General features: G+C 60.1%; 24 protein-coding genes. 16 read left to right on the forward strand and 8 right to left on the reverse strand.

All coding sequences use genetic code 11. The annotated features are described in order from the left end of the window. Positions 1-7: 7 nt before the first annotated feature. The 5 genes from menB (at position 8) to MUN80_RS22650 (ending at position 4545) form a co-directional block, all read left to right on the forward strand. Positions 8-832 carry a 1,4-dihydroxy-2-naphthoyl-CoA synthase gene (gene menB, locus MUN80_RS22630; RefSeq protein WP_244716612.1) on the forward strand — a complete coding sequence of 275 codons (825 nt, stop codon included), beginning with the start codon at positions 8-10 and terminating at the stop codon, positions 830-832. 124 nt (positions 833-956) lie between these two features. After that, on the forward strand, positions 957-1322 hold the full coding sequence (locus tag MUN80_RS22635) for a DUF6370 family protein (protein WP_244716614.1): 366 nt from the start codon (positions 957-959) through the stop codon (positions 1320-1322). A 79-nt stretch (positions 1323-1401) separates the two neighbouring features. Next, positions 1402-1914 (forward strand): hypothetical protein, encoded by a 513-nt coding sequence (locus tag MUN80_RS22640; protein ID WP_244716616.1) that lies wholly within the window; start codon positions 1402-1404, stop codon positions 1912-1914. Positions 1915-1919: 5 nt separating this feature from the next. Beyond that, complete coding sequence (locus tag MUN80_RS22645) at positions 1920-2975, forward strand: hypothetical protein (RefSeq protein WP_244716618.1); 1056 nt, start codon at positions 1920-1922, stop codon at positions 2973-2975. Between the two features lie 151 nt (positions 2976-3126). Next, positions 3127-4545, forward strand: a complete 1419-nt coding sequence (locus MUN80_RS22650) for an eCIS core domain-containing protein (protein WP_244716620.1) — start codon at positions 3127-3129, stop codon at positions 4543-4545. 222 nt (positions 4546-4767) lie between these two features. Here MUN80_RS22650 and MUN80_RS22655 read toward each other — a convergent pair whose 3' ends face one another. Beyond that, positions 4768-4983, reverse strand: a complete 216-nt coding sequence (locus MUN80_RS22655) for a hypothetical protein (protein WP_244716622.1) — start codon at positions 4981-4983, stop codon at positions 4768-4770. Positions 4984-5178: 195 nt separating this feature from the next. Between MUN80_RS22655 and MUN80_RS22660 the strand changes: the two genes are divergently transcribed. The 5 genes from MUN80_RS22660 (at position 5179) to MUN80_RS22680 (ending at position 10761) form a co-directional block, all read left to right on the forward strand. Then, the gene (locus MUN80_RS22660; protein WP_244716624.1) at positions 5179-5895 is read left to right on the forward strand and encodes a DUF1266 domain-containing protein; all 717 of its coding nucleotides are present in this window, start codon (positions 5179-5181) and stop codon (positions 5893-5895) included. Positions 5896-5970: 75 nt separating this feature from the next. Continuing rightward, entirely contained in the window at positions 5971-6678 is a 708-nt protein-coding gene (locus MUN80_RS22665; RefSeq protein WP_244716626.1) for a M949_RS01915 family surface polysaccharide biosynthesis protein, read from the forward strand. A 135-nt stretch (positions 6679-6813) separates the two neighbouring features. Then, positions 6814-7953: an AMP-binding protein gene (locus MUN80_RS22670; RefSeq protein ID WP_244716628.1), complete on the forward strand. Its 1140-nt coding sequence runs from the start codon at positions 6814-6816 to the stop codon at positions 7951-7953. Between the two features lie 207 nt (positions 7954-8160). Beyond that, positions 8161-10350, forward strand: a complete 2190-nt coding sequence (locus tag MUN80_RS22675; RefSeq protein WP_244716630.1) for a dipeptidyl-peptidase 3 family protein — start codon at positions 8161-8163, stop codon at positions 10348-10350. A 24-nt stretch (positions 10351-10374) separates the two neighbouring features. After that, on the forward strand, positions 10375-10761 hold the full coding sequence (locus MUN80_RS22680; RefSeq protein ID WP_244716632.1) for a hypothetical protein: 387 nt from the start codon (positions 10375-10377) through the stop codon (positions 10759-10761). 126 nt (positions 10762-10887) lie between these two features. Here MUN80_RS22680 and MUN80_RS22685 read toward each other — a convergent pair whose 3' ends face one another. Then, the gene (locus MUN80_RS22685; protein ID WP_244716634.1) at positions 10888-11568 is read right to left on the reverse strand and encodes a hypothetical protein; all 681 of its coding nucleotides are present in this window, start codon (positions 11566-11568) and stop codon (positions 10888-10890) included. A 176-nt stretch (positions 11569-11744) separates the two neighbouring features. Here MUN80_RS22685 and MUN80_RS22690 point away from each other — a divergent pair, with 176 nt between their 5' ends. Genes MUN80_RS22690 through MUN80_RS22715 form a run of 6 tightly spaced genes read left to right on the forward strand, consistent with a single transcriptional unit; the run spans position 11745 to position 16014 of the window. After that, positions 11745-12200: an ABA4-like family protein gene (locus MUN80_RS22690; RefSeq protein WP_244716636.1), complete on the forward strand. Its 456-nt coding sequence runs from the start codon at positions 11745-11747 to the stop codon at positions 12198-12200. Between the two features lie 46 nt (positions 12201-12246). Continuing rightward, positions 12247-13113: a hypothetical protein gene (locus MUN80_RS22695; protein WP_244716638.1), complete on the forward strand. Its 867-nt coding sequence runs from the start codon at positions 12247-12249 to the stop codon at positions 13111-13113. 21 nt (positions 13114-13134) lie between these two features. Next, positions 13135-13644 carry a DUF2867 domain-containing protein gene (locus MUN80_RS22700; RefSeq protein WP_244716640.1) on the forward strand — a complete coding sequence of 170 codons (510 nt, stop codon included), beginning with the start codon at positions 13135-13137 and terminating at the stop codon, positions 13642-13644. Between the two features lie 43 nt (positions 13645-13687). Continuing rightward, on the forward strand, positions 13688-14713 hold the full coding sequence (locus MUN80_RS22705; RefSeq protein WP_244716642.1) for a sensor histidine kinase: 1026 nt from the start codon (positions 13688-13690) through the stop codon (positions 14711-14713). 32 nt (positions 14714-14745) lie between these two features. Further along, positions 14746-15201 carry a DoxX family protein gene (locus tag MUN80_RS22710; RefSeq protein WP_244716644.1) on the forward strand — a complete coding sequence of 152 codons (456 nt, stop codon included), beginning with the start codon at positions 14746-14748 and terminating at the stop codon, positions 15199-15201. Between the two features lie 54 nt (positions 15202-15255). Further along, on the forward strand, positions 15256-16014 hold the full coding sequence (locus MUN80_RS22715; RefSeq protein WP_244716646.1) for a LytR/AlgR family response regulator transcription factor: 759 nt from the start codon (positions 15256-15258) through the stop codon (positions 16012-16014). Between the two features lie 228 nt (positions 16015-16242). On the opposite strand, the gene MUN80_RS22720 is transcribed toward MUN80_RS22715, so the two are convergent. The 6 genes from MUN80_RS22720 to MUN80_RS22745 all read right to left on the reverse strand — a co-directional run bounded on the left by MUN80_RS22720 (position 16243) and on the right by MUN80_RS22745 (position 22443). After that, complete coding sequence (locus tag MUN80_RS22720) at positions 16243-17022, reverse strand: LytR/AlgR family response regulator transcription factor (RefSeq protein ID WP_244716647.1); 780 nt, start codon at positions 17020-17022, stop codon at positions 16243-16245. A gap of 166 nt (positions 17023-17188) precedes the next feature. Beyond that, the gene (locus MUN80_RS22725; RefSeq protein ID WP_244716649.1) at positions 17189-17560 is read right to left on the reverse strand and encodes a DUF6463 family protein; all 372 of its coding nucleotides are present in this window, start codon (positions 17558-17560) and stop codon (positions 17189-17191) included. 97 nt (positions 17561-17657) lie between these two features. Then, on the reverse strand, positions 17658-18059 hold the full coding sequence (locus MUN80_RS22730; RefSeq protein ID WP_244716651.1) for a protein kinase family protein: 402 nt from the start codon (positions 18057-18059) through the stop codon (positions 17658-17660). A gap of 54 nt (positions 18060-18113) precedes the next feature. Continuing rightward, a complete protein-coding gene (locus tag MUN80_RS22735) occupies positions 18114-19178 on the reverse strand; it encodes a sensor histidine kinase (protein WP_244716653.1) in 1065 nt (354 codons plus the stop codon). Positions 19179-19333: 155 nt separating this feature from the next. Then, entirely contained in the window at positions 19334-20053 is a 720-nt protein-coding gene (locus MUN80_RS22740) for a hypothetical protein (RefSeq protein WP_244716655.1), read from the reverse strand. Positions 20054-20244: 191 nt separating this feature from the next. Further along, positions 20245-22443: a TonB-dependent receptor gene (locus tag MUN80_RS22745; RefSeq protein WP_244716657.1), complete on the reverse strand. Its 2199-nt coding sequence runs from the start codon at positions 22441-22443 to the stop codon at positions 20245-20247.

Below are 22443 nucleotides of genomic sequence, written 5' to 3' on the forward strand. Positions count from 1 at the left end.
ACCAACTATGGCCGAACAAATCACCTGGACCCCGATTAAGGAGTTCCGCGAAATCCTCTTCACCTTCCACGAGGGCATCGCCAAAATCAGCATCAACCGTCCGCAGGTCCACAATGCCTTCACCCCGCTCACGGTGCAGGAAATGATTGAGGCCATGGACATCTGCCGCAACCGCACCGACATCGGCGTGGTGGTTCTGACCGGCGAGGGCGGCAAGGCCTTCTGCTCGGGCGGCGACCAGAGCGTACGGGGCCACGGCGGCTACGTGGGCGAAGACACCGTACCACGCCTGAATGTGCTGGATCTGCAAAAAATGATCCGCTCAATTCCCAAGCCCGTGGTAGCCATGGTAGCCGGCTGGGCCATCGGCGGCGGGCACGTGCTGCATGTGGTCTGCGACCTGAGCATTGCCGCTGAAAATGCCCGCTTCGGCCAGACCGGTCCGAACGTGGGTTCGTTCGACGGCGGCTTTGGCGCTTCCTACCTGGCCCGCGTGGTTGGTCAGAAGAAAGCCCGTGAAATCTGGTTTCTCTGCGACCAGTACAACGCCCAGGAAGCCCTGGATATGGGCCTAGTAAACAAGGTGGTGCCGCTGGAGCAGCTGGAGGAAACCACTGTGGCCTGGTGCAAGAAAATTCTGGAAAAAAGCCCCCTGGCCTTGCGCATGCTCAAATCCTCGTTCAACGCCGAGCTCGACGGGCAGGCCGGAATTCAGGAGCTGGCCGGCAACGCCACGCTGCTCTACTACCTGTCGGAGGAAGCCAAGGAAGGCAAAAACGCCTTTATTGAGAAGCGCAAGCCCGACTTTTCGAAATTCCCGAAGTTCCCGTAACCGAGCGGCTTCTTCTGTTTACCCCAAACTGCCGGCCCTTACCAGAGGCCGGCAGTTTTCTTTTTACGCTGGGCCGCGCCTTCGCTATATTGCTGCCTGGGTCTTACTTCTTACTTCCTGGCTTATGAAACCATTGCTATTTCTGCTGCTGCTGCTCGGCTTCTCGGCGGTGGCGGCGCGTGCCCAGTCGGCCCCTGCAGTAGCGGCGGCTCCGGCCGGGCCCGACAAAACCCGGGAAGTACGCGTAGTGGAGGCCGCCTGCGGACAATGCCGGCTCGGGCTGCCGGGCAAAAGCTGTGACTTGGCTATCCGCCTCGATGGTAAAGCCTATTTCGTGGACGGCACCACCATCGATTCCCACGGCGATGCCCACGCCAAGGACGGCTTTTGCCAGACCATCCGGCAGGCGCAGGTGCAGGGCGAAATCGTTGATAACCGGTTTAAGGCCACTTCCTTTCAGCTGCTGCCCGCCGCGCCCAAGGGCAAATAGCGCGGCACTGTTGCCACGCTGCTCTTGCATACGGCTGCCGGCTGCCGCCGACGGCGTTCCCTGTCATTCCTCTCAACCAATGGCCGACTACTTAATAAAATCCACTGACAAGCGCACGTTCACCCTGCTGGCCGGGGCTGCTGTGCTGGGCGAGCTAAAATACACCGAGTGGTTTTCCTTCAAGGCCATCCTGGCCCTGACCGATGGCACCTCGTTCCGCATCGAGCCCAGAGGATTCTGGGGCACTACCATCGAGGTAAAGGATGAGGCGCAAACCGTGCACCTCAGCTTCAAGATGAACTGGGACGGCAACATCGTGCTCAAGTCCCGGCTGGGTGGCACAAACCGCGCCGTTGTGCTCAAAAACCGGGGCCTGCAAGGTGGCTACGTGCTGCTTGATAAGGAAGGTCAGGAGCTGCTGACGATACAGCCCGATTTCAAGTGGAACAAAGCCAACCACGACTACGCGGTGGTCAGCTCCGAGCAGTTCGATACCTACGCCGCCAAAGAGGCTTTGGTGCTGACGGCCATTCACTGCGCCAACTACTACATGACGATGGCAAGCACCATTATTACGACAACTATTATTTAGCCGTTTTGCCTTCTTTCCATTCGTACCGCCGTGGGCTGAAATCGAGCATTGCGGCTGCCTTGCTCACGTTGCTGGCCTTGAATAGTCAGGCTCAGCAGCCGGCCCAGCTGCGGGTGCAGCCCCTGACTCTGCCCCGGGAATTAGCCAGTCCCGACAATCAGTTTTCGGGCCTGTTTGTCAGTCAGAAAAGGCTGTTTCTGCTGTCGGAAAGCCGCCTGCTAGACCCGGACAAGCCGGAGGGCAAGCTCTATACCATCAGCTTGCCCGACCTGGACCGCAAGCTGACGGATACGGCCTATGTACTGCCCTACCGCAAGTACCACCTGGCCGGTCTGGAGTTGCTCAAGGACAAGATTACGGCCGCCGGACAGGTATACGAAGGACTGGAGGCCATGCTGGTGGACGACTCGATGGTGTATTTCGCGGTGGAAACGGCCACGGCCTCGCCCAACTGCTACCTGCTGCAAGGCCAGCTGCAAGACTCGGCCGTGGTGATGAACCCCGACTTTCTGGTGAGCCTTGCCAAGCCTACCGCTGCTGATGGCAGCCGCATTTACAACGCCGGCTTTGAGGCCCTGTTGCAGAACAAGCGCAGCCTTACCGCTCTTTTCGAATACAACTCCTTTCCGGCCGGCAATTTTGCTTATCCTTTTGACAAGCTGCGCGCCGGCTCTATCAGTCCGGGCAAGCCGGTTGGGATTCAGCCCCTGCCCTTCCGCATTACGGACGTCACGGCAACCCGAAAAAACCGTTTTACGGCCCTCAACTACTTCTTCCGGGGCGACGACGACCAAGCCTACCGCCCCGCCCAAACCGACCCAAATACCGCCCTCGTCAAGCCTGGCGACGCTTACCGCAGCTACTGCCGGCTTATCGAGCTACGCTACCGTGGCAACACCTACCACTGGCAGCCCCTGGCCGAGTTTCCGGCCGAGTATATGACCTATAACTGGGAAGGAATTGCGGCCTACAAGCGGGGCTATTTTGTCATCAACGACAAGTATACCCCCCAGAAGCCCTACCGCTCAACGCTGCTGTTTGTGCAACCCGCGCGGCGCTGAAGCTAGGCTTGGCAGCCCTGACAACCAAGCTGACCTGAAGGACTTTATCTTTCGAGTAGAATGCCTGAGCCGGTACTTTTCTCTAGCTTACTTGCCAAAAAGCAGCCGGCTCGGCTATCCCGTTTTATCTTATCTGCTTAAGTGTGAATGTATGGCTAGCCGCTCTGCCAAAACCAAAGAACCGAAAAGCGTAAACGCGGCTTCTCAGCCGCTAAAGGCCTCTGGTACGGCGCCAGGCTTCGTGGACAACCGCCCGGCGGCCGTAGCCCAGCGCCGCCTGCAGGCCCAAGCCGATAACAGTCCGCAAGTACAATACGCGGCCCAACTCCAAGCCCGGGCCGATACCGGAAGCCTGACTGAGTCACCGGTGCAGCGCCAGGAAAACCGGACGGGCCTACCCGACCAGCTCAAAAGCGGAGTAGAAAACCTCTCGGGCCACTCCCTGGACGACGTACGGGTGCATTACAACTCCAGCAAGCCCGCCCAACTGCAGGCCCACGCCTACGCCCAGGGCACCGACATTCACGTGGCGCCGGGCCAGGAGCAGCACTTGCCCCATGAGGCCTGGCACGTAGTGCAGCAGAAGCAGGGCCGCGTGCAGCCCACTATGCAGCTCAAGGCCGGGGTGCCAGTCAATGATGACGCGGGGCTGGAGCAGGAAGCCGATGTGATGGGCGCCAAAGCGGCAACCCAAGCTCCTTCCATACTGCCAAAAGAACAGCAGGCAGAGCCAGCTCACCAATTGAAAAGCACTCCACTAGGAAGCGCACAACCCTTACAACGCGTTATTTTATATAACGGAAAACAATACAACAAACCTGAGTTATTCAGCAAGGATAATAAAGAAGTATTTGATAAAGTCATGGAGCTGAAAGGCAGTTTGAGAATGGGTGACATAAACAGGATGGCTGGCGAGAATACTGTTTACGACGCTAACAACAGCTTCGAAGTAGCTACCGTGGAACGAGTAAAAACGGAGCAGGAAATAAGAAACGAGCAAGGCGAAGCCAATACGGAGGAAATAAAATTAGATAAGAGAACTACGGAATATCCTGACGTACGCACACTGTTTGCACCAATTGACAGAGCTATTATCGTCATTAATGATGGCCGTTACCAATTCGTGGGGACAAGTGGGTTAGTTAACTGCGTGGAAGTAATGATTGAATGCCACACTGAAACGGATAAAGGCTATCTGGTAGCGCATGTGAATGGTCACATTGAAGATGACGAGACGGAGATTAAAAACCAGCTTACTATTATGCTGAACGCCTTGGGCGAACATTTGAGGAAAGAAATTAGATGGAGTGATTTTGAAAGAGAATCTACGAAAAACAAGTTAACACTTGTGCGCAGTGCCAAGCTAAAGGAACAGAATCTACTAATTAATATGAGGAATATATTAGCCGAGAGCGGGGCCCACATGAAGCTGGTAAACAGCAACTCCGCAACGATGGAGATTACCGCAACGGGGGCCAATTACTACGATAACATGGTAGAATCAACCGAAATACAACCACCCGTAACAGATTACCGTCATATTGAGGGATATCCATTTCAGGAGAAGTAGGAACAATTAGTTTTCAGCAGCTAACTGGCGATCTTGTTGAAACAGGCAGACGTCTTCAAAACGCGTTTACGTCCATTGCGACACCTCGCCAAAACTCTTAAAAACATGCCTGCCCGCAAGCTACCTTCTGTGAATAAAAAAAAGCGCTAACCGGAGGGTCAGCACTTTTGAGTTTTGGGTGAGGACAAGCCTCATCAGGTATATTAGAAACTAATTCCGCCCCTAAAATATCGACCCGTAGGCCGCACAGCCTTCGCACCAGCCGAAGAAGTTGCGTAGCCGCTCATGCTTCGCCTGTTTCTTGAGGCGCTTACGGGCTTTGCGAGCCGCTTCGGCGGCACGGTCCGGGATGGGTGCGGCGATACTGCGCAGCGTGAGGTAACGGCGAAAAACGAAGGTACGAACCAAGGCAAACGGGGTGGGGCTGGTGGCAGGCATGGCGTTTGAAAGTTGGTGACGTTACCTAAGATACAACTTTATCCGGCTCACTGTCAAGCGCAAGCCCCCTTTATCACGGCCCAGCCCAGGGGGGCTCTAGAAGCACGGTGCGGGGTAATTGCGGGAGTTTGGCTATTTAGCGGCGGCAAAACAGGCTTGTCATAGCTTTTATCCACTTTATCCAACAGCTAGCTTATGTGGGAATGGCTCCGCTCCGTGTCCATTTTTCTGAGTAATAAGAAAATTGCCGCCATTAAACTGGAAAACGAGAACCTGCGGCTCTACGGGGCCCGGGACCTGGCCGGCTTCGACCTCACGAAACCCGTGCGGCAGCCCACGCCTACCGAAATCCGGGGGCTGGCTACTGGCGGCATTCTGTTTTTCTACGGCGACAACCCCATCAAAATCCTGCCCCAGCTCAAGCCCGACGAGTTGGTAGAGCGCAAGGCCGCCACGGCCCAATGGTGGGGCATTTACGACACCGAGGATGCCTTAACAGCCCTGCAGAACCTACGTAAGGGAGGCCACCGACAAGACTTTCAAAATCAGCTCAAACATGAGTCGCTGCACTGGTATAACCTGTTTGCTACCAACCCGTTTCTGAAGTCGCGGACGGTGACCAACGTGGGCGCCTGGGACTATGCCCGCATGGTAAACGTAGCCCGCTGGTGCTACGACTACGGCTACTTGAGCTGGGAGCAGGCCTGGCCGTTTATCGATGCCGGCACCCGCCTAGCCTTGCGCGACTACGACTCCTGGGACAGTTTTGCTGCCGGCTTCGTGGCAGGCCGCCTCATGTGGGACGTGCAGAACGACAGCCACGCCGACATTGCCGAAATAGCGCGCTACCTGATAGAGTCCAACGTGAGTTTGTGGCGCGACATTCCCTGGCAACTTTACCCGGTGGAATAGGCCCCCGAGCTGGGCTTCTTGTTCCGCTACCTGCCCGGCCGCCGGGCAGGCGGCACTTTTTCCGATTTTCTCCACATGAACCTTCGTACTCTGTTACTGCTGGCCATGTGGCCCGGGAGCTCGGGCCACGCCCAAACCCCGCCCGTGACCAGCGTTATCCTCTCGCCAGCCGCAGTAGCGGCTCTGTTGCCCGACGCCAGTAGGCCGGCGCTGAGCCTGATCTACCCCATTTTCAGGGTGTACAAGAACACGGATAAAACCGGGGTAAGCTACTGCGTGCTGATGGAAAGCCGGGACCGGCTCGACGAGGAAAAAGAGCCCATCAGCAGCCGCATCAAAGCTGTGACGCTGCGCCAAAACGGCAGCCAGCTAAGTAAAAGCTGGAAAGTAAACGACTATCTGGTGGCCGAGAAAAAGGAGCAGTCCATCTGGTTCTGGACCAAGTTTGCCAGTTTCCAGGACTACGACCACGATGCGGTAATTGACCCCATTTTGGTGTATGGCACCGCGGCCCGGGGAGCCGACGACGGCCGCATCAAAATCATCATCTATTACCGGGGACAGAAAATAGTCTTGCGCCATCAGAACGGCGACTTGGACGTTCAACGCAACATTCAGGTAGACAAGGCTTTTTACGGCCTGCCGGCTCCCTTGCAGGCGGCCGTGCGGCAGAAGCTGGCCCTGATTGAAAAGAACAACCTGACCCTGCTGCCCAACGGCTGGCAGCAGGCCATGGCCAAGAAGGCCACCTTCATCAACGATTCGTTTTACAGCAGCAAGTAGCCGATGGCGCGCCGGGCAACTCCAGACTGCTGATTTTCAACCCGTGCCACATTGGGGAAGCTTTCCGGCGGGAGCTTCGTATGCAGTTGTGGTTGTATTACGTGAATCTTTGCCGCCGACCTTTTCGCTTTTCCTATGCCTGCTACGCCCCTGCTCCCCGACTCCCTGCTGCTTAACGGCCGCGAATTCCGCTACTCCGACATCAAGCAATATCCCGCCAACAGCCCCGTGGACCTGAACGGCTATGAGGCCAAGGTGCTGGATTTCTGCCGGCAGTGGCTTAATGGGGCCTTGGAATTTGGGCTGCGCACTTCGGGCTCTACCGGTAAGCCGCAGTCGGTGACGATGCGGCGGCGGCAGCTGGTGGCTTCGGCCCGCCGCACCGGCGACTACTTCGACCTGGGTCCCGGCGACCGGATGCTGGTGTGTTTGAACTGCGAGTTTGTGGGCGGCATGATGATGCTGGTGCGCGGCCTGGAGCTGAACCTGCATATGACCATCGTGGAGCCCCAGGCCGACCCGCTGGCGTTGGTGCCACCCACGGCCGAGTTCGACTTTGCCTCCTTCGTGCCGCTGCAGATGCGCGAGGTGCTCACGTCGGCCAATTTGCCCCGTTTGAACCGGATGAAGGCCATTCTGGTGGGTGGGGCCACAGTGGAAAGCAGCCTGGAAAAGGCGCTGCAAACCCTCAAAGTGCCAGTGTACCTGACCTATGGCATGACCGAAACGGCCTCCCACATTGCCCTGCGCCGCCTCAACGGCCCCGATGCCACAGCTACTTACCGCGCCCTGCCCGGCATCCACATCGACCAGGACCCGCGCGGCTGCCTCACCGTGCGCGCCGACGTGACCGACGACCGGCTGATTACGACCAATGACCGGGTAAACCTGCTCGACGAGCACACCTTCGAGTGGCTGGGTCGCGCTGACTTCGTCATCAACTCGGGTGGGGTAAAAGTGCAGGCCGAGAAGGTGGAAAAAGTGCTGGAAGTAGCTCTGGTGGAGCTGAACCTGCCCAACCGCCGCACCTTCGTGGCCGGCCGCCCCGACGCCCGCCTAGGTGAGCAGGTAACAGCCTTTCTGGAAGGTGCGCCCCTTTCTGAGACTCAGGCCCAGCAGCTTATGGCCCTGCTCACGGAGCGCCTGGAGCGCTACGAGCGGCCTCGGGAGCTGGTCTACGTGTCGCAGTTTCGTACCACGGCCTCGGGCAAGCTCGATAGGCTGAATACGCTCCGGGCCACCGCCACCACCCACCCCGACACGCCCCACCGGTAGGCCCAGCCCGCAGCGGCGAAAAAGGCTAACCGAGGTGGGTAGAGACCTGGCAGAAGTAAAAAACGGTTTTCCGGGGTCCTAGCTGGCTGTCGGGCACCGCAGGAAACGCAGCCAGAGGAACTATAGCGGTGCGGTTAACGCAAATCAACGTCTTACTTATGTGAAAAAAGACGTTGATTTGTACAACTTTCCACCGCATTTTCTATAATGAAGCGTACCTATATTTCGGTAGCCGCGCTGCTGCTGGCCGCCCAGTTCGGGGGCGGCTGCGCCAGCACTACCGCCACCACGACTGCCTCTACTGCTCCCGCGGCTACGGAGGCTGCGCCTGCCACCGAAGCCAAAGCCACCCGGCAGCCCCAGGGCGGGGCTGCCCTGACTACTACGGCACCCGAGACAATGACCGACGCGGCCGCCTTCCAGGTGGTCAGTGAGCAGTTTGCCGACCTGCGCGTGCTGCGCTACCAGGTGCCTGGTTTCGAAACGTTGTCGGCCCAGCAGAAGGAGCTGCTTTACTACCTCTACGAAGCCGCCTTGTGCGGGCGCGACATTTCTTACGACCAAAACTTCAAGCACAACCTGCGGGTGCGCCGCACGCTGGAGGCCATCTGGCCCGCCAACCAGCAGCAGATTTCGGCTACCTCCAACACTCAGCGTGTAGATGAGGCCAACAAGCTCAACATCTACACCAAGCGGGTGTGGTTCAGCAACGGCGTGCACCACCACTATTCCACCCGCAAGTTCGTGCCCGAGTGCAGCCCGGCGTATTTTGCCCAGCTGGTGAAAAGCGTAGACCCCTCGACGTTGCCGCTGGAAAAAGGCGAATCCGTAGACCAGCATCTGGCTACCCTGACGCCCATCATCTTCGACCCGAACGTGTCGGCCAAGCGGGTAAACCAGGAAAAGGACGCCGACCTGGTGGCTACTTCGGCCAACAATTTCTACGAGGGCGTAACCCAGCAGGAAGCCGAGGCTTTCTACGCCCGGAAGATTGACAAGAAAGACCCGCGCCCCGTTTCCTACGGCCTGAACTCCAAGCTGATGAAGGACGAGAAGGGCCAGATTGTGGAGCGTACCTGGAAAGTGGGCGGCATGTACGGCGAGGCCCTGACCCAGGTAGCCTACTGGCTGGGCAAGGCGGCCGAAATAGCCGAAAACCCCGAGCAGAAGCTGGCCCTGCAACGCCTGGTAAACTACTACACCACCGGCGACCTGAAAACCTGGGACGACTACAACATTGCCTGGGTGCGCGACACCAAGAGCCGCACCGACGTGGTGAACGGCTTTATCGAGGTGTACGGCGACCCGCTGGGCTACCGCGCCTCCTACGAGTCGGTGGTATCGTTCAAGGATTTGGAGGCCACCAAGCGCATCAAGGCCATCGGCGACCAGGCCCAGTGGTTTGAAGACAACTCCCCGATTCTGCCCAAGCACAAGAAAAAGAACGTGGTGGGCATCACGGCCAAGGTAATTACGACCGTAGTAGAAAGCGGCGACGCGGCCCCGGCCACGCCCATCGGCATCAACCTGCCCAACGCCACCTGGATTCGTAAGGAGCACGGCTCGAAGTCGGTAAACCTGGGCAATATCGTGGACGCCTACGGGCAGGCCGATGCCGGCGGCTCGCTCGACGAGTTTGCCTACAACGACGAGGAAAAAGCCCGGGCCCGCAAGTACGCCGGCCTGGCCGGTAAGCTTCACACCGACATGCACGAGGTAATCGGCCACGCCTCGGGCCAGATTAACCCCGGCGTGGGCACGCCCAAGGAGACCCTGAAAAGCTACGCCTCGGCCATTGAGGAAGGCCGCGCCGACCTAGTGGCCCTGTATTACCTGATGGACCCCAAGCTGGTGCAGCTGGGCGTGGTGCCGAGCCTGGAAGTGGGCAAGGCCGAGTACGACAACTACATCCGCAACGGCCTGATGGGCCAGCTCGTGCGCCTGCCCCTGGGCGAAACCGTGGAGGAAGCCCACATGCGCAACCGCCAGATGGTAGCCAAATGGGCCTACGAGAAAGGCAAGAAGGCTAACGTCATTGAAAAGGTAACCAAGGATGGCAAAACCTACTTCAAGGTCAACGACTACCAGAAGCTGCGCGGCCTGTTTGGGCAGCTCTTGCGCGAGCTGCAGCGCCTGACCAGTGAGGGCGACTACGCGGCGGCCAAAAACCTGATTGAAACCTACGGCGTGAAAGTAGACCCCGTGCTGCACAAGGAAGTGCTGGCCCGCTACGCCAAGCTCAATATTGCGCCCTACGCCGGCTTTATCCAGCCCAAACTGGTACCCGTGGAGCAGGGCGGCAAAATCGTGGACGTGAAGGTCGAATACCCTACCGATTTTGCCCAGCAGATGCTGGAGTACAGCCGCAAGTACAAGTTTTTACCTAATTACAACTAAGGCTTCGGGCCGAACCCTGACTCCATGAAAAAACTGCTATTTCCAGCCCTGCTGCTGGCCGGTGCCCTGGCCGCACCAGCCGCTCACGCCCAGACCACCAACATCAACGCGGCCCGCTACGAGTACTGCGAGCTGCTCAAAACTGAGTTCCTGAACGAGCCCACCAAGACTAAAGGCGGCGACATTTTCGTGGACTTCGGCTTTGGCTACGAAAAGCTCGGCGACAGTGACATGGCCAAGCGCGAAGTAGGCGACATTGAAGTGTTTTCGACCCCGCTGAGCACGCTCAACTACATGGGCAAGCGAGGCTGGGAAGTGGTGCAGGTATACTCCTTGCCCAACGGCCAGAAAAACCAGCAGGCCACCCACATTCTGCTCCGCCGCCTGACTACCTCCTCGGGCCCGAAGTAGATTTCGGTTTCCTATGATTCACTAAAAAAGCCGACCTTCCGTACGGGAGGCCGGCTTTTTTATGCCTATCAGCAAGCGGGAAGCCCTTGGAACGACAGCTCTCCATTTCACTAGTTCACCAACTCACTACTGGTAGCGGAAGTGCTGCTGGGAAAAGAGCTTGCGCCTGAAGCGGGCCGTTTTGTATAAATCCCCCAGAAACAGCTTGACCCGGCCATAGAAGATGGGTCCATCGAGGGTTTCGTCGAGGTTGCGCTCCACGAACAGGGTTTCGCGCCAGCCCGCACCCACCCCGATGCCGAACCAGGGAAACACCCGGAAGTGGCTCGATACGGAAGGCTCCATCAGCCACACCGTGGATTTGGCATCCTTGCTCTGGGCCCCGCCAGGCTCCGTAAAATTGGTAAAAAAGCGGCCTACACCCAGTTGGAGCGGAGCGCTCAGCTCCCAGCGGTTAGAGCGAATAAACAGGTACTCGGCGTAGGCGGCCACGTAACGAAACCGCAGCTCGGAGCGGGTGCCACTGGGGTAGTGGGCCGGTACTTCCTCCTGGGACGGAATGCCGTTACTGAGCAAGTAGCCCCCGGCTCCGGCCCGCAGCCGGCCCCGCCACTCCACGGCCAGCTTGAGCCCGTTGATGCCCACTAGCTTACCGTCGATAATGGAATAGCGGTTATCGAACTGGAACACAATGCGGCGGTGCGCCTGCTTCTTTATCGAGGAGGTGGAATCGGCGTCCTGGGCTGCCAGAGGCAGGGCCCCGGCTAGGGCTCCCAGGAGCAGCCAACTCTTCAGCGCGTGTTTCACGGGCGCAAAGTACGAAAGGCAAGCGGGGGAATTGTGCACAACAAGGCAATTTGGGGCGAGTTGCTCACCCGCGCCCTGGCGCCGGTTCACCCCCGCAACGGGCTGCTTCACCCATTTTTTGGCTGGATAACCGCCACCCTTTCCAGAAGTTTGACCATCCTCTTCCCGCTACTGCCATGACCGTATCTCCCGAATCCCTGTTCCTGCTGGCCAGCAACCTGGTGCTGCCGGGCTGGCTGCTACTGATTGTTGCCCCGCGCTGGCGCGTGACGCGCTGGGTGGTGGGCAGCGGGGCGCTGCCGCTGGTGTTGGCTGTCATCTATGCCGCCTGCATCGGCTGGCACTACTTCAGCGGGGCAGCCCAGCAGGGCGGCTTTAGCTCCTTACCCGAAGTAGCCGCGCTGTTTCAGGACCCGTGGGCCCTGCTGGCCGGCTGGGTACACTACCTCTGCTTCGATTTGGTCGTGGGTGCCTGGGTCAGCCGCGACGCCCAGCGCCGGGGCGTGCCCCACCTGCTGCTGGTACCCACACTGGTGCTGACGTTCCTGCTCGGTCCCGTCGGCTTTCTGCTGTATCACCTGCTGCGCCGCTTCTACCCGCGGGCAACTCCGGCGGCTCCGACCCTCGCCTGACTTCTGCCGCTTTCTGCTTTTTCCGTTCCCAATAACCCTTTTGGCTATGAAAATGCTCACTCTTTCTGCCCAACTTTCTCCCGCTACTACTAGTCCCGAAAGCATGGGGCCGGTGCGGCAGTGGCTCACAGTGCTGCACCGCTCCAACCCGGTGTTGTCGGGGGCCGGGTGGCTCCACGTGCCGCTGGTGGTGTTGGCCCTGGTGCTGCTGCCCTTCGATGAGCGGGTGGTACTGGGCCTGAATGTGTGGCTGAAGCCCCTGAAGTTTGCCCTCTCCGACATCATCTACCTCTGGACGCTGGGCTGGCTGCTGGCCGATTTGCCGGCCGGGGCGCAGCGCGCCGTGCGCCGCATTAGTTGGGGCGTGGCCATCAGCATTCTGGTCGAAATCGTTGTAATTTTCCTGCAGGCGGCCCGCGGCACGACGTCTCACTTCAACGTGGCTTCTCCGCTGGATGGGCTGCTGTTTAGCCTGATGGGCATTTTCATCATGCTCAATACCGGCCTGCTGCTCTGGGCGTTGGTACTCACGCTACGCTACCGGCCGTTTGGGCCCACGGCCTACGTGTGGGGAATGCGCCTGGGGCTGGGGCTGTTTCTGGTGGGCAGCGCCGTGGGCGGGGCCATGATTCACCACCTGGGCCACACAGTTGGCGGCACCGATGGTGGTCCGGGCTTGCCCGGCCTGGGCTGGAGCACCCGGCACGGCGACCTGCGGGCCGCGCACTTCCTGGGCTTACACGCCTTGCAGGCCCTACCCCTGTTCGGCTGGCTGCTGGCCCGCTACTTTCCCCAGCTGCAAAACCGCGGGCAGCTGCTCGGAATGCTGGGCTTCTCGCTGCTTTACACCGCTGCCATTGTTTGGCTGTACCTGCACGCCCTGCAGGGCCTGCCTTTCTGGAAACTCAGCTAGTCTGAATTAGCCCCTGCTGCCATGACCAAAATTGCGGTTAACCTCGTGCCTTTGCCTCACCTCAGCGCCCTGGCGGCTACGGCGGCCGACCATACCGATGCCTACCGGGTGAGCTTGCCCGCCCACGCGCCCCGGGATGCTTCGGCCATAGCCGAGCTGCTATTCGGCCAGGGACCGGCCTGGGTGCGGCGCCTGATGCAGTTGCGCGACTGGCTCGTGCGCCCTTTCGGCCTGGCCACTTTGCCCGCCCCCGCTCCTGCAGATCCGCCCATCCCGCTGACCGTTGGCGCCCATGTCGGACCTTTCCGGGTGTTTGGCGTAACTGCGCAGGAAGTCATCCTGGGCCAGGACGACGCGCACCTCGACTTCCGGGTATCGGTGTTGGTAACCGGGCCGGCGGTTGTCGTCACCACGGTGGTGTGGTTTCACAACGGGTTTGGCCGGGCCTATTTCACCCTGATCCGGCCGTTCCACCATCTGGTGGTCCCAGCTTTACTGCGCTACGCCCTGCGTTATTCGCCCCGCCCATAACGGCTTGATTTGGTTTACCAGCCGCCGTGGCATCTTTACGCCTATGAACGACCGTCGTCTGCGGCTGCTGGGCATTCCGGTGCTGGCCGTGCTTATTGCCCTGCTCAACCTGCGCGAACTGCCCACCCGGCCGAACTTGGTTATGGTGCTGGTGCACCTGGCCGTGTCTCTGCTCTTTACGGCTACGCTTTGGCTAGGCACCAGCACCATCTGGAACCGGCTGCTACGCCGCTTTCCCCACGTCGACCAGACGCGGCGGCGGCTCTGGCTGCTCACCCTTCTGGGCGTGCTCTACACGGCCGCAGCCAGCGCGGCGCTGATGTCCTTTCTGCACCTGCTGCTACCGGCTTACTTTTTCCTGACGGTCCCGGACCTGTTCACCCAGATTACCTTCAACCTGATTCCGACGGTGCTAGTGATGATGCTCTACGAAAGCATCCACTTCTTTGAGCAGTGGGAACACAACGTGCGCCGGGCCGAGCAGCTCACCCAGGCCGGGGTGCAAAGCCAGCTCGAAGCCCTGCAAAACCAGCTCGACCCGCACTTTCTCTTCAACAGCCTCAACACCCTGGCCGCCCTCATCGACGAAGCCAACCGGCCCGCTCAGGAGTTTGTGGAGCAGCTGGCCGACGTGTACCGCTACGTGCTGCTGAGCCGGGAAAAAGCCACCGTCCCGCTCGGCGAGGAGCTGGCCTTTGTGGAAACCTACGTGGCCCTGCAAAAAACCCGCTTCCGCGACAATCTACAGGTCAACCAGCAGATTCCGGCCCCGCTGCTGGCCCGGCAGGTAGCCCCGCTCAGCGTGCAGCTGCTGGTCGAAAACGCGCTGAAGCACAACGTCGTGAGTCGGGAGCACCCGCTAGACATCCATATTTCGGCCGACGAAGCCAGCGGCTATCTTGTGGTGCAGAACACGTTCCGGCCCCGCGCCGCCGGGCTGGGCCCCAGTACCGGCCTGGGGTTGCAAAACACCCGGCACCGCTACGAGCTGCTGCAAGCCCCGCGGCCGGTGCGCATCGAAGCCACCGACGCGGCCTTTACGGTGTATCTGCCTCTGCTGTCGGCTTAGCCTTTTCCGTCATTCGCTTTGCCTGTTCCGCTATGAAACCCTTAGTTGTCCTGCTGACCGTTTTCGGCGTCTTGGTGCTGGGCGCGTATCTGCTTACCGGCCGCGGACACGCCGCCCTGGCCGGCAACGGGGCCATGGCCGCCATGCTGCTCTTCACCGGGGCCGGGCACTTTGCCTTTACCCAGGGCATGATGCAGATGCTGCCGAGTTTTGTTCCGGCCCGCAAAGCGGTAGTTTGGCTCACCGGAGTTCTGGAAATGGTGGCAGCCATTGCTTTGCTGGTGCCGGCTTTGCGCCCTACCACGGGCTGGCTGCTCATCGGGTTTTTCGTGTTGATTTTGCCAGCTAATATTCACGCGGCCCGGCACCGGCTCAACTACCAAACCGGAACGCAAGACGGTCCGGGCCCGGCGTATCTGTGGTTCCGCATTCCGCTGCAGCTGCTCTTTATTGACTGGGTCTGGTACTTTGCCATCTACCTTCGCTGAGCCCAGCGACAATTAGCCTAGCTTGCTGGCCGGGCCCTCTTTTTTGCTTTCCATATGACTGTTCTGCTGCTCGAAGACGAGTACCCGGCCGCCGAGCGGCTCCAGCGCCTGCTGCTCCAGGCCGCACCCGAAGCCCAGGTAGCGGCCGTACTCGACACCGTAGCCGGGGCCGTAGCCTGGCTCACTGCCAACCCTGCCCCCGAGCTTATCATCTCCGATATTCAGCTAGCCGACGGCCTCAGTCTCGACGTGTTCGACCAGCTGGTGGTGCGCAGCCCGGTCATTTTTGCCACGGCCTATGACGCGTATGCCCTGCGCGCTTTCAAGGCCAACAGCATTGATTACCTGCTCAAGCCCATTAAGCTAACCGAGCTGCGGGCGGCCCTGGACAAGCTGCGCGACTGGCAGCAGCCCGCCGCCCCGGCCCGGCAGCTGGAAAGCCTGCGCGACAGTTTGCCCCGGGCTGAGCGGCAGTACAAAACCCGCTTTCTGGTGCGCAGCGGCGAACAGCTTCTGCCCCTGCCCGCTGGGGCGGTGGCCTGGTTCCAAAGCCGCCACGAAGTCACGACGCTGGTAGCAACTGACGGCCGCCGCTACGTGGTTGATTACACGCTGGAGCAGTTGGAAAGCCTGCTCGACCCTAGCCACTTTTTCCGCCTCAACCGCCAATACCTTGCGCATTTGCAAGCCGTGCAGCGCCTTCACCCCCACTTCAACGGCAAGCTCAAGCTCGACCTCTCCCCCGCTCCCAGTGAGGAAGTTATGGTCAGCAAGGAGAAGGCCGGCGCGTTTAAAAATTGGCTGGAGGGATGAGGGGTAATGCTCCCTGTGGCCTTACGAGCGTAGCGAAGCCATCCGTCCTGTGAGCTGTACGGAGGGTTCTAATGTGAAAAACCCCTTCCTACACCCGGTAGCAAGGGGCTTTCTAGTCAAAGCTCATTTTGTACTGCGCAGAGGACGGATGAACGACGCTTGATGTGCGGAAAGTCGTGCCTCCTGGCAAGGACACATTCCTCACATGAGCACCTCAGCCCACTACCCTTACCGCTCCAGCCAGGCGCGAAAGGCAGGAACTCTTTCCCGGCTGATAAGTACGTCGCCTTCGGGGGCAGCGGGGGTGAGCACGGTTTTCAGGCGGCTGTTGGTGTAGTGAATAATGTCCTGGATAGCGTCGTGCTGCACGTAGTAGGCCCGGTTGAGGCGGAAAAACTGCCGCGGGTCCAGGAGTTTTTCCAGCTGCTCCAGGGTCTGGTCCACCACGAAGCGGCGGTTTTCGCGGGTTTGCAGGAAGGTGGCCTTTTCCAGGCTGAAAAAGTAGCTGATGCTTTCTACCGGAATCACCTTCAGGTGCTCCCCAACTTTGACCACGAACTGCTTTTTGTACTGATTCTGAGGCTGTAGCTGCTGCAGTACCTGGTTCAGCAGGCCCGCGTCGAACGTTGGAGCCGGCGCAGCCGTTGCCCGCTGCAGACTCTGAAGCTTGTGCAAAGCGGCCTGCAGCTCGTCCTCGTCAATGGGCTTGAGCAGGTAGTCGATGCTGTTGACCTTGAAAGCGCGCAGGGCGTAGGCATCGTAGGCCGTGGTGAAGATAACCGGGCAGCGTACCTCGGCTTTTTCAAACAGCTCGAAGCTCAGGCCATCGGAGAGGTGAATGTCCAGAAACAACACGTCGGGCGGCGTGGCGGCCGTTTGGAGCAGCACCACGGCGGCTTCCACCGAGTCGGCAGTGGCGCGCACCTCCACCGGCGGGTTCTGGCGGCGCAGCAGGTCCGTCAGGCGCTTGGCTGCCAGCGGCTCATCTTCAATGACGAAGGCATTCATACTTTTTAATGTGCTAATGAGAAGCAGATGAACTGACAGGGGAACAGTGCAGGCATACACAGCAGGGCTCACTGCACTGCTATCGGCTCTATTCTGGTTACAACGCAGCCAACAAACATCACAGCATGGTAAGTGGTGGACTATATTAGCGCCAGCACTCCAGCGCTTATGCTAACTCTTTCAGTGCCGGTGCCGTCTGCTGGCGGATAAGTCCGATAGCAGGAATAAGAGCTAGCCACATGCCACTGACGGGCATCACGGCCACCCCGACCACGGTCATGGCCAATAGCCCCCAGCCTAAAAATGCTGGTAGCCGGCTCCCCTGCGCCTCGCACCAGTCAATCAAGGCGCCCAACAACAAGACCACAAATCCAAAGAAAAGAAACCAGTAAGCGGCTTCGCGCTGAAGCTGTCGATTTACGGTATTCAACAGGCCTTCCCGAACAAGCGCCGCCCAAATCGGGCTAAAAACCATTATTGCAAAAACCGTATGCAGCAGCCCGATGCCTATCAGGGTCCGACCAATCCAACGCTTCATAGTATCTGAAATTTGGAATATTCGGTCAAATATACTCGCCTATTCCTCTGTTCTTGTTCCCTATAGCCATCAGGAAATCAAAACAAGAGTATGTATTTTATTTAGAGGGGTAGAAGCCCTCCAGCCGCCACTTTCCTTCCTGGTAGTGAAGCTCAAAGCCCGATGGGTAACATCCGGCTTCAGGATCGAGCCGGCCCACTTCCAGGTATGCCTCCGTCGGGCCGGTAAGATGTAGAGTCAATGGGGAATGCCTTGTTATTTCCGCCCAACATCGAAGCTTCTCAGCGTGCTCTGTTGTCTTGGCTTCGCCCACCAAGGAAGCAAAGGCGGTTTCGCTCATCAGCGCCTTTGTCGCCGACAGCGGTCCGGTTTCCATCTGAGTCAGTAGCGCGTACCAGGCACGCACAACCTCTTGCTCCTTGGAATCTGGCGTTTGCCCAAAAGCACGGCTGCAGCTAAGAAAAACCAGCAGTACAGCTACCCACACGTATTCTTTCATATTGCGACACTTTATCAAACGGAAGCTATAAGTAGCTCATCAGCACATCAATAATCACATCAAACTCAGCACTGGCAAGGTTACAACAAACTCCTGCTCGGTGCGCTCTATGCGCACGGGTTCGGCGGTCAGGTGGGCGTAGCGGGCTGTCAGGTTGGGCAGGCCGATGCCCATTGACTCGCCGGGCGCGAGGCGGCGCGGGCGCAGCGTGTTGCTAACCGTCAGGTGCTTGCCGGCCTCGTCCAGGGTGATGCGCAGGTACAGGGGCTGACTGACGCTGGCGGCATTGTGCTTGAGGGCATTTTCCAGCAGCAACTGCAGGCTCAGGGGCGGCACTACGACGTTGCTAGGCACTTCGCGCAGCTCGGGCAGCTCCACGTGCAGGGCCTCGCCGTAGCGGATGTTTTGCAGGAACAGGTAGGACTTGGCAAAATCCAGCTCGTCGGCCAGGGGCACTACTTCACGCTGCCGGGCATCGAGTACGTAGCGGTATACTTGCGAGAGTTGGCGGATAAAGCGCACGGCCAGTTTGGGCTCCTCCTCTACCAGAGACGTCAAGGCGTTCAGGGCGTTGAACATGAAGTGCGGGTCGAGCTGCTGGCGCAGGGACTCAGCTTCGGCCTGGGCCATTTCCTTCTGCAGCCGCTCGTTGCGCACCAGGGCCTCGCGCCACCCCAGCAAAAACGAGCGGCTGTGCAAAAACAGCGAAATCATGGCCGTAGTGGCCAGCGGAAAAAAGTAAGCCCCGGCCCGCCGCAGTGCCCATAGCTCAGTCAGACTACGGTGCTGATAAAGCAGAATCAGCGTCTGGACCAGCACAATCACCACGAACGAACCACCCAATGACACCAGAACGGTATAGGTCAGGCGCTTGCCGGGCGCCTGTTTCCAGCCCACGTACTTATCCAGCCAGTCGACGGCATAGCCATTGGTCAGCCACAGCCCCAGGGTATACATGGAGGTGAACCCGAAGTTGACCAGCAGATCCTGGGGGCTATGCAGGTGCTCCAGGCTCGTGAAAAAGCTGATGATAATCGATATGGCCAGCAGCCGTAGCAGGAGGCGCAGCCAGGGGCGCGGGGCCCGCAGCGGCGGCATAGTCGGGGCGTGGTCGGACATACGAAAAGCGGCAGCAAGCGGAAACAACGAAGAAAGCATGGCAAGATACGGGCTGACGGCGAAGCAAGCAGCAGGAATACGGGTGGGCCAGGCAAGGCACTGCCCCGCCGGCTAACTGCTAAGCCAGGCGGGGCAGGGTAACGGGTGGCAGCGCCTTACTTAGCGGCCTGCGCAGGAGTGCCAGCCGGCTGGGCAGCATAGGACTTCAGGCGGCCCTGCAGCTGCCGCTCGCCCCAGTTGGGCATCAGCGGCGTAGCGGGCTTGAAGGCGGCGTAGCGGGCCTGGGCTTCCTCAAACACGGGCTTGGCCACATCGGGCCCGCCGCCGAACATCTTGGGCGTGAAGTATAGGTTGTTGCCTTCCACCAGGTAGATGCGGGGGTTAGCCGGATTCAGCTTTTTGGCCTGGGCCAGCGCGTCACGCACCATTCCCGAGTACTTCATGGAGCGGGCCATGGGCGAGATTCCCAGGCGCGACTGATGAATGTAGGCCTGCAGTACCAGCAGCTCCGATTCGTCGCCGCCGAGCTTGCGGGCCTGGGCTAGGGCGGCTTCGGCCTGGTCGAGGTATTTGTCTTTCACGTCGCCGTCTTCCTTGCTCTGGAAGCTGATAATCAGGCGGCCGTAGGCCTGGTAGTACTGGGGCAGCCAGTCGGTGGGCACGGCGGCGGCGGCCCGCTCAAACTTGCTGACGATTTGCTGGAGTTGGGCTGGGTCGCCGGTGCTGTGCAGCTCCGTAATGGTGGCGGCCATCATGTCGGCGTAGCCGGCCGGAGCGGCAGTAGCGGCAGTGGCGGCCGTTTTGGCGGCGGGCTGCTGGGCGGCGGCAGAGAAGCAAGCGGCGGTGAGGGCGAGGATGAGGAGCGTGTTTTTCATGGCGAAAGAGGGATAAGGATGAAGGATTTCTGGTGAGGTGAAGGAGTATGGTCCAAAGGTGGCCGGTGGCGAGCGGGACTGAAACTAAAGGTTGCCGAAGCGTCAAATCAGGCGGATGAAGCGGCGTGGGACGGGACTGAGTTAGTCGGGGGCCACGGTAGTGTCGCCGGGGTTTTTCTTGTTGATGGAAATCAGCAGGGCCACGAACAGCATGCGGGGGCCGAGGGCAGCACGGCGGTGCTGGCGTACTGCCCGCTGGCGTCCTTGGTGGAGCTGTAGCGGTAGCCAAACACGTTCTGCCGGCCCAGCACGTTGGTGCAGCTCACGTGCACGATGGTGAAGTTGTTCCAGAGCTTGGTCAGGTAGCTGGCGCTGAGGCTCAGGTCCTGGAAGCTGGGCAGGCGGTCCTGGTTGTAGCCGTCGAGGCGGTTGGGGTTGTAGTAGGCCCGGGGACTGCTGTAGCTGTAGGTGGCCCCAAACTGCGTGTGCATCTTACCGACCCAGTACTTGCCGACCACGGCCAGGTTGTGGCGGGCGGCAAAGGTGGGCACGGCCAGCACCGGGTCGAAGCGCTGCTGCCGGCGGGTGTCGATAAAGCCGTAGCTGATCCAGTAATCGGCATTTTTCACGGTCTTTTTGTCGCGCCAGAGCAGGTCTAGGCCACGGGCGTAGCCGGTGCCGGTGCTGCGGTAACTGGCCGGGTCGGCGTAGGTCACCTGCTGAGGGTTATACACGCCCTGCAGGTCGTAGCGCACAAGGTGGGCGTAGGTTTTGGAGTAGGCTTCCAGGCGCAGGGTACGGTTGTCGTGGCTGCGCAGGTAAGTCATTTGCAGGTGCTGGGCCCGCTCAAAGCGCAGGGCCGCGGGGTCGGCGGCGCGCAGCAGCAAATCAGATCCGGGGTTCTGGAAGAAGTAGCCCCAGGCACCGGAAAGCTGGCTTTTCTCGTTGAGCTGGTAGGCCAAGGCCAGGCGGGGCGCAGCGTTCCAGCGGCCCAGCACGGCCGAGTACTCGCCCCGACCACCCACACGGCCCACGATCTTGTTGCTGAGGGCAATGTCGGACTCGGCAAAGCCGGCCAGGCGCTGCTCGCTCTGGCCCAGGGTTTTGCTATAGGGCTCGGCCACGAAGCGCTGCTCGTTGCGCTGCACCAGGCCTTCCAAACCCACTTTCAGGTTCCAGTAGGCGCTGGCCGAGTCGTTGGTGAGCATCAGCCGGCCCACCAGGCTCTGCTCCAGCTCCTGCATGCTCTGCTCCCGGTGTTGCTGCGAGGCGGCGTCGCGGGTGGTGATGGCCGAAGTTTGGTTGTCGCGGGTGGCAGCCACGCCGGTTTGCACCGACCAGCCCCGCACCAGCGGGCTGCGGAACGTGGTATTCAGGTAGGTGTTGTTCGAGCTCAGGTTGACCGGCTGACCGCCTTCCCACTCGGCGTTGGGCTGCCGGGCCCCGATGCGCTGCTGGTTGTAGGCCCCGTACAGTTTAAGCATGCCCATTTCGCCGGTTTTCTGCCGCAAAGCCACCGAGCCGCCCCCCGACTCATAGGCCGTGAGCATGCGCTGGGGCACCAGGCCGAAGTAGGGCCGCATGTTCATATAATCCCCCGTGACGGCCACCGAGGCCCGCTCGAAGCGGTGCTGGTGCGAGAGGCTCAGGCTGCCCAACGACAGCAAGGAAATGCCGGTCTGAGTTTCCGGGGCCAGATCTTCCGAGGTCAGGGCAACTACTGCCGACAGGGCCTGTCCGTACTCGGCCGAGTAGCCGCCGGTGCTGAAGGCCATGCCCTTGAAGAGCATGGGCGAGAAGCGCCCCCGGGCCGGCATCCCCGATACGGCCGCATTGTAGGGGCTTTGCAGGGGCACCCCATCCAGGTACTGCCGGGTTTCGCCGGCCCCGCCGCCGCGCACAAACAGCTTGCCTTCTTCCCCGTTGCGGGTAGTGCCGGGCATGGTATTGAGGGCGCCGGCCACGTCGGCCGAGGCCCCAGCGGTGGTGACTACGTCGCGGGCCGAGAAGGTGGTGTTGCGCTTGGTGTCGCTGGCCTCGAAGGTGCCGGAGGTAATGACCACGTCGCCGAGCTGGTTGCGTACGGCCTTGAGGGTGATGGTAAAGCGCTGGGCCGTGCCGCTCAGGGCTACGGGCTGCTCCTGGAGCTGGTAGCCAAGCAGCGTGATGACCAGCGGCAGGGTACCGGTGCTGCGGGTGCTGAACGTGAAGCGGCCCAGCGAATCGGTGCTGGCCCCGTCGAAGGTGGTTTTCAGAAAGACGTTGGCGCCGGGCAAGGGCTGGCCGCTGGCGTCGCGGACGGTACCGCTAAGCGTGGTAGAAGTGGTTTGGCCTAGCGTGGTAAAGGCGGTAGTCAGGAATAGCAGTAGCAGGGGGAACAAACGTTTCAT

It is taken from the genome of Hymenobacter cellulosivorans, from assembly GCF_022919135.1.
Lineage (GTDB): Bacteria > Bacteroidota > Bacteroidia > Cytophagales > Hymenobacteraceae > Hymenobacter > Hymenobacter cellulosivorans.

Coding starts and splice junctions, on each gene's coding strand:
- menB (WP_244716612.1), top strand. CDS start 8: ATGGCCGAACAAATCACCTGGACCCCGATTAAGGAGTTCCGCGAAATC.
- MUN80_RS22635 (WP_244716614.1), top strand. CDS start 957: ATGAAACCATTGCTATTTCTGCTGCTGCTGCTCGGCTTCTCGGCGGTG.
- MUN80_RS22640 (WP_244716616.1), top strand. CDS start 1,402: ATGGCCGACTACTTAATAAAATCCACTGACAAGCGCACGTTCACCCTG.
- MUN80_RS22650 (WP_244716620.1), top strand. CDS start 3,127: ATGGCTAGCCGCTCTGCCAAAACCAAAGAACCGAAAAGCGTAAACGCG.
- MUN80_RS22655 (WP_244716622.1), bottom strand. CDS start 4,983: ATGCCTGCCACCAGCCCCACCCCGTTTGCCTTGGTTCGTACCTTCGTT.
- MUN80_RS22660 (WP_244716624.1), top strand. CDS start 5,179: ATGTGGGAATGGCTCCGCTCCGTGTCCATTTTTCTGAGTAATAAGAAA.
- MUN80_RS22665 (WP_244716626.1), top strand. CDS start 5,971: ATGAACCTTCGTACTCTGTTACTGCTGGCCATGTGGCCCGGGAGCTCG.
- MUN80_RS22670 (WP_244716628.1), top strand. CDS start 6,814: ATGCCTGCTACGCCCCTGCTCCCCGACTCCCTGCTGCTTAACGGCCGC.
- MUN80_RS22675 (WP_244716630.1), top strand. CDS start 8,161: ATGAAGCGTACCTATATTTCGGTAGCCGCGCTGCTGCTGGCCGCCCAG.
- MUN80_RS22680 (WP_244716632.1), top strand. CDS start 10,375: ATGAAAAAACTGCTATTTCCAGCCCTGCTGCTGGCCGGTGCCCTGGCC.
- MUN80_RS22690 (WP_244716636.1), top strand. CDS start 11,745: ATGACCGTATCTCCCGAATCCCTGTTCCTGCTGGCCAGCAACCTGGTG.
- MUN80_RS22695 (WP_244716638.1), top strand. CDS start 12,247: ATGAAAATGCTCACTCTTTCTGCCCAACTTTCTCCCGCTACTACTAGT.
- MUN80_RS22700 (WP_244716640.1), top strand. CDS start 13,135: ATGACCAAAATTGCGGTTAACCTCGTGCCTTTGCCTCACCTCAGCGCC.
- MUN80_RS22705 (WP_244716642.1), top strand. CDS start 13,688: ATGAACGACCGTCGTCTGCGGCTGCTGGGCATTCCGGTGCTGGCCGTG.
- MUN80_RS22710 (WP_244716644.1), top strand. CDS start 14,746: ATGAAACCCTTAGTTGTCCTGCTGACCGTTTTCGGCGTCTTGGTGCTG.
- MUN80_RS22715 (WP_244716646.1), top strand. CDS start 15,256: ATGACTGTTCTGCTGCTCGAAGACGAGTACCCGGCCGCCGAGCGGCTC.
- MUN80_RS22720 (WP_244716647.1), bottom strand. CDS start 17,022: ATGAATGCCTTCGTCATTGAAGATGAGCCGCTGGCAGCCAAGCGCCTG.
- MUN80_RS22725 (WP_244716649.1), bottom strand. CDS start 17,560: ATGAAGCGTTGGATTGGTCGGACCCTGATAGGCATCGGGCTGCTGCAT.
- MUN80_RS22730 (WP_244716651.1), bottom strand. CDS start 18,059: ATGAAAGAATACGTGTGGGTAGCTGTACTGCTGGTTTTTCTTAGCTGC.
- MUN80_RS22735 (WP_244716653.1), bottom strand. CDS start 19,178: ATGTCCGACCACGCCCCGACTATGCCGCCGCTGCGGGCCCCGCGCCCC.
- MUN80_RS22740 (WP_244716655.1), bottom strand. CDS start 20,053: ATGAAAAACACGCTCCTCATCCTCGCCCTCACCGCCGCTTGCTTCTCT.
- MUN80_RS22745 (WP_244716657.1), bottom strand. CDS start 22,443: ATGAAACGTTTGTTCCCCCTGCTACTGCTATTCCTGACTACCGCCTTT.